This window comes from Rhizobium sp. P1_E1, from assembly GCF_056406015.1.
In genome coordinates this window covers 1-5,789 of sequence record NZ_JBFUAY010000251.1, presented here as the reverse complement: position 1 = coordinate 5,789, position 5,789 = coordinate 1, and the positions used below count along the sequence as shown (strand labels likewise).

General features: G+C 56.3%; 5 protein-coding genes and 1 pseudogene. 1 reads left to right on the top strand and 5 read right to left on the bottom strand.

The window, feature by feature from the left end:
- The 3 genes and pseudogenes from AC1D1Z_RS33055 to fdxB all read right to left on the bottom strand — a co-directional run.
- A partial coding sequence (locus AC1D1Z_RS33055) for an RNA polymerase factor sigma-54 (RefSeq protein ID WP_477853075.1) occupies positions 1–1,054 on the bottom strand: 1,054 nt, incomplete at its 3' end.
- Positions 1,055–1,460: 406 nt separating this feature from the next.
- Positions 1,461–1,817, bottom strand: a pseudogene (locus AC1D1Z_RS33050) (RNA polymerase factor sigma-54); the annotation flags it as partial.
- Between the two features lie 18 nt (positions 1,818–1,835).
- Positions 1,836–2,129, bottom strand: coding sequence for a ferredoxin III, nif-specific (fdxB, locus tag AC1D1Z_RS33045; RefSeq protein WP_130654374.1), 294 nt, complete (start codon positions 2,127–2,129; stop codon positions 1,836–1,838).
- A gap of 768 nt (positions 2,130–2,897) precedes the next feature.
- On the opposite strand from fdxB, the gene AC1D1Z_RS33040 reads away from it, so the two are divergent.
- Positions 2,898–3,953, top strand: a complete 1,056-nt coding sequence (locus AC1D1Z_RS33040; RefSeq protein ID WP_477853072.1) for a TlpA disulfide reductase family protein — start codon at positions 2,898–2,900, stop codon at positions 3,951–3,953.
- A gap of 332 nt (positions 3,954–4,285) precedes the next feature.
- On the opposite strand, the gene AC1D1Z_RS33035 is transcribed toward AC1D1Z_RS33040, so the two are convergent.
- A complete protein-coding gene (locus tag AC1D1Z_RS33035) occupies positions 4,286–4,966 on the bottom strand; it encodes a cysteine hydrolase family protein (RefSeq protein WP_165406194.1) in 681 nt (226 codons plus the stop codon).
- Between the two features lie 51 nt (positions 4,967–5,017).
- Positions 5,018–5,789: purine-cytosine permease family protein (locus AC1D1Z_RS33030; RefSeq protein WP_477853070.1), on the bottom strand; the 772-nt coding region annotated here is incomplete at its 5' end.

The following is a 5,789-nucleotide window of genomic DNA, read 5'->3' as shown; positions in this document are numbered from 1 at the left end:
TCTGCAGGCAATCGGAGAGGAAGGCGTGATCCTCGCCGTTCTTTGTCACCCGGGAAAAATAGGACTGGTTGACCAGCACGCGCGGCAGCGTATCCGGATTGAGCTCGACCAGCCAGCCGCCCTCCGAGGAGGCTCTGACGACCACATCCGGCATAATCGCTTCGGAAACACCTGCCTCGAAACCGCTGCCGGGCTTCGGATTGAGCTGCAGGATCTCGGCGTGCATGTCGAGAAGATCTTCCTCGTCGACGCCGCAGAGCCGCTTCAGCTTGGCAAAATCGCGCCGCGCCAGCAGTTCGAGATTTTCGACAAGAGCCTGCATGGCCGGATCGTATCGGTCCTTCTGCCTGAGCTGGATCGCCAGGCATTCGGCGAGGCTGCGGGCGAAAACACCTGGCGGATCGAGGCTCTGGAGGGTGGCGAGCACGCGCTCGACCCTTGCAGGGCTCGTGCCCAGCGCCTCGGCCGCCTGGACGAGATCGGCCTGCAGATAACCGCAGTCGTCGAGCTGGTCGACAAGACATTTTGCGATCAAGCTGTCGCTGTTATCGCGCAGGACGAAGGGGATCTGCTGGGCGAGATGATCGCACAGCGATACCTGGCCGGCGACGAAATCGTCGAGATTATAATCGGCGCCCTCGCTGCTGCCAGGCATCGACTTCCACTGGGTGACGAGCTCCGGCGCATCGAGGCGCTGCGGGGCGCCGTCATCAGGAAAGACATTGGTGTAATTGGCGTCGAGCTCGTCGTTCAGCCGGCTCGTGCTGGCGCTGCCGCCATTGTCATACCAGTCGCTGGAAAGCGCATCCTCACGATTGTCGGTGCCATCATCCGCGCCGGCATCTTCCGGCGAGTGGCTGAACGGCTCGTCATCGCCTGCCGTGTACTCGCCGTCGTTCGCGAAATTGAGCAGTGGGTTCTTCTCGACTTCCAGGGCGATGAACTGGTTGAGTTCGGCACGCGTCATCTGGAGCAACTGGATGGATTGCATCAGTTGCGGTGACATCATCAGGGACTGGGTCTGGCGCAGGGATAGATTCGCGGACAAAGCCATGGAAACCTCCTGGTCGTTAGGAAAACGTTGTCAGGTCAAGGATCGGACTACCGAATGCCACGCCACAGGCGGCAAGGGAGACGGAGAAGAGCAGTGTGCCCACAGGAGCGATTACTTTCATCGGAGGATCCCCCATTTTCGGTGAACGCTGGATCATCGGCATGGCTTGTCTGCGGGTAGGCAAGCGCTTACTCTTAGGCGCGGTGTTGGTGGCCATAAGGTTACTAATCACTCTGGACATTCCGAACTCCAATGACGCTTTAAAGCTCAATTCCGCGAGCAAGAGCGATGCCAGTCTGAGAAACGTCACCTTTCCAACTGGGCATGCTCTTCGTTGTCCGCTTTAGACCTCTTTGCTACAGGGTTTCGTCGGAGAGGCGCCAGAGCCACTTGGCAGACCTTGTCAGTCGGGAGAAATGGTGTAATCGGCGTCGAGTTCGTCGCTCAGCCGGCTGGTGCTGGCATTGCCGCCATTGTCATACCTACCGCTCGAGAGCGCGTCGGTGCGGCTATCGTCGCCATCGTCCGCGCGGGCGTCCTCCGGCGAGTGGCCGAACTGCTCATCGCCGGCTGGCGTGTACTCGCCGCCTGCCTCGCTGTCGTTCGACGGAAATTCGAGCAGCGGGTTCTTCTCGACTTCTAGGGTGATGAACTGGTTGAGTTCGAAACGAGCCATCTGCGGCAACTGGATGGGTTGCATCAGTTCCGGTGTCATCACCAAAGGCGGAGTCTGACGGTGGGAAAGTTTGGCCGAAGAGGTCATGGGAAACTCCTGGTCCCGTTAGTCGGACGTGATGTGAGTCTGACAATTCTTCGGGCAGACGCGGGCGCAGGCGCCACAACCGATACATCGGCCGGGGTGATCGACAATCATCAGCAATCGCTCGACCTCATCATCGTCTGCTCCATCACCGTCACGTAAAATTTCGCCTGAGTCGGTGATGCCGCGAATGTGCATGACGTCACGCGAACAGACTTTGAAACAGCGGCCGCAGCCAATGCAACTTGCGTCTATCTGGCTCAGATATTCCGGGAGCCATCTAGATCCGTCGCGGCTTACGAATGAATCCACCATCGTGTTCTCCTGTGCAGCGAGGTCTTTTGCGTAAGGCCGATCTAGCATTGCTCTTGAAGGTCGGTTCAGAGCCGTTGAGACATGGATGCTTTTCCTGTAAACAGGTCTCACGGATCGCTACCATGGTATTCCCTTCAGCCATTTGAATTGCTTCCGAAGCGACGGAGCACCCACTCGAGCTGCCGTCTTTACCCAAGAATGATTTTCAAGCGTCGTGCCAAGCCGTTCAAAAATGAATGGTGAATTTCAATGTGGTGCAATTTCAGCTCTTTAGATGCCGAAAATAACAGACTGAAAAAGGTCGCTGACGCTGGGGATGTCGTGACAATGTTGTACGCCGTGTCTCATTGATGACACACGGCGGTTCTTCGGTCCTCGGCGCGAGGGGGAACATCCCCAGTAAGCGCCGAGGACGCGATTATATTACAGCCTCACACATGGCTTGTTTCGAGGGCTATGAGAGGCGTTCTCTGCTCTAAACGATCCTGCGGCCGCGTTCGCGTCGAGGCCGATTACAGCCAATATCTCGAACTCCCCGACAAATGGCCTGATTGGGACACTCCCCGTCGAGTTTGTCGGTTTCGCGCCACTATTACTGGTCCCGCGGGCCGCTGCATTTACGGTGGAGCCACTGGATCTGATGACTTTTTGCATCGTCGTTTGATTGGCACGCCAAGTGCTAGGGGGAGCGCAAAGCCAGACGACCCCTGTCTGCGAGGCTGGCATCATGGCTACCACACTCCAGGCGAACTAGAATTGGAGAATAAAATGAAGGCCCATTTCCTAATTGGCTCTCTAGCTCCGTCGATCGAAACGCTCACCTGGATACGTGGCAATCCAATTTTCGCTTTAGAGCGCGGCAAGATACACATCGTTGCACTCTTCGCGACAACCTGCGGATTTTGCTCGAAGTCCCTTGCCGACCTGGGGCAGTTGCAGGAGAAATACAGGGATATCGGACTTGAGGCCCTCGGAGTTGCAGCAAGGGAGCGGGTTGCAACGGCTGACGAGGCCCGCGCGCGGGTGGACACGTGGCTAAACAAAGAGCTTCCGAATCCGACGATCCCGATCGCATTCGAACATACAGGTGAAATGAACAAGCTTTGGTGGGTTGCCGGCGGATCTTCCGCGGATCCAACGATATTCGTCGTCGACCGRGACAACAGCATCGCCCATATTGGCTACCCGGATCCTGAGGACCCGGACCTACTCGAGCGCGTTTTGATAAAAGTCATGGATGGCAGTTGGGACACCAGCGCAGAAGCGAAAAATGCCCAGGAGAAGTGGCTTGAAGGAGTGCTCCTTTTCCGCGCGATTGCGGCGGTGAACATTAAGGACTTTCAGACGGCGCTCTCGACAATTGAAGAGGGCATCAAAGCAATCCCAGACAATTTGCCTTTTCGCGAAGCTCATGTCGAGTTGTTGCTCGGAAGAATGCACGACTTTGAGGCGGGCTGGATTGTATTGGCCCGACTTGCCCGAAATGCGATAGAAAAAAATGATGGTGAGTGGCTTCTGGCGGCGATGCAGCAACTCTTCGGTTCACCGTACGACTACTCCTGCCTTCCGTTTGCGGAACGCTTTTCGATGGGCAAGGAGCTCTTGGAGAGCATTCAGACACTGTGTCCGCAACAAGATGGCATCTCACGCGCGCGTTCTTACGCGACAATTGCCCCTTACTTCTATGAGAGCGGCGACAAAGATCGGGCAGTTGAATCGATCGCGCATGCGTTGGAGCTGGTCGAGGGTGAGTCGCTTCCGGACGACGTAAAGCAAGAATACCTGGCGCAATTGGAGGCGGCCCTGGCCGAATACAAGGGGTAAGAGATACGAGGGAATTCGCTGAGGATCCGCAGAACCAGGCTTGAAAAGAGGAACCCGTGGGCGCTGTTTAGGCAGCGCCCACGGGAATTCCGGCGAACGATTAGCGTTCCTTTTCATCTACGCCCAATGGTTCAATGAAGGCTCATCGGTCGCCTTGGCGGTGCGTGAGCAGATGTGCAGGGGAACATGTGTAGGGGGCATTCGCACGTGTTGACGCGTGGGAAGACTTCGATAGTGGGATCGCCTCCGTTGCAATCGCTATGTCCCCAATCCAGCAACGTTCGCAGTGGGTTTCAAATGCCAACTCTATCGGAGGGCAACGGGCTGTTGGTCTACGTGGGTAAAGGCGGAAGCACGCTGCCCCCGCGAGCGGCGTCTAACCAGTCGATCACCGTTATGGTGTCAGCAACCCATCCGAAATTCTTATCCACGACATCCAGCATTGTGGCTGTGGCGCGCGGGTCATATGTGGCCACCGCGTCTTTGATCACCACCGCTGGATAATGAAGCTGATAGGCTTGGCGCGCGGTGTCTTCGACACAGCACTCGGACATGACGCCGGTTATAATGACGCCATCGATATTCCGGTCCCGCAGGATCGAATCCAGTGCGGTCCCCAAGAAAGCGCCGTAGCCACGTTTTGTCAGCTGAATCTCATCTGCGGTGGGGGTCAGTTCATCAATGATGGCGCAACAATCCCTATCCGCCTCGATATCTTCATAGTAGCGTAGATGCCCGGGACGACATCCTTTGATATCATCGGCTAGCCCCCGCGCCCAAGTGAACTTGTCCTGCATGCGCTGGTAAGGATCGTTTTCTATTCCGACCCATTGGAGGAATACAACTAGCAGATCGTGTTCTCTGAAGGCTCCGACTAGGCGCTGTTGCGACGGAATCGTTTCTTGCGCGGCGGGAACTTCGAAGGGTGCGCCAGCGCGTACAAAATCGTTCTGCATATCGACCACCAAAAGCGCTGGCCGTTCGATCTTGGGCAGGGTGTAGAGTGGCTGCACTGAACAATCCTTTGCGGGATGGAGCCGCATGGCTGCGGCTCCGCAGGTTGACTATTCCGTGGCAGTCTGCACAGAACCCGTCCGGCTCAACCGTGCTCGCATTGGGAAGTAGTAGAGGCAAGCTCCGACAGGCACGCCGACGATCCATGCCAAGTCGATGTTGCCCAGGTAAGCAGCCACAGGGCCCGTGTAGTAATACATCGAAATGAAAGGGATTTCGGCCAGAACAGCAAACACGAACGCGCCGATCGCGATAGGATTATATCGGCCGTAGATGCCGTCGGGATCGAAAATGTCCGCTACGCTGTACTGTCCACGCCGCAAGACGTAATAATCAACGAGGTTGATTGCGGTCCAGGGGATGAGTGCATAGCTCATCAGAAAGATGAAATTCAAGAACATGGTCGAGAAGTCGCCGTCGCCAAAATAAGACAGGACAGCATTGGCGATCGCAATCGCGATCATCACAACGGCCCGCTGCGTTGACCCGAAACGCATATTTCCAAAGGGTTGTATGGTTGTCACTACTGCCATGAACGCGCCGTAGAAATTGAACACGTTGATGCACAGAAGCGCGTAGACGATCAGCACATACAAGATCGGCGAAAAACTACCGAACAGCATAGCAAGACTACCACCGGAGTTGTCGCTGAAGGTGGGGATCTGTACCGCCAGCAGCGCACCCAGGAGCATCATCGCGAAAAGTGCAACAGCGATGCCCGCGAAGGTGTACCAAAACACCTTCTTCGAAGAAACATTGCTCGGCAGATATCGCGAATAGTCCGCGACGTAGGGCGCGAACGACAGGGCAAAGGTGCAGGTT

Bases quoted from the DNA above. Each gene is read 5' to 3' on its own strand.
- fdxB (WP_130654374.1), bottom strand. From the start codon at position 2,129: ATGGTGGATTCATTCGTAAGCCGCGACGGATCTAGATGGCTCCCGGAA.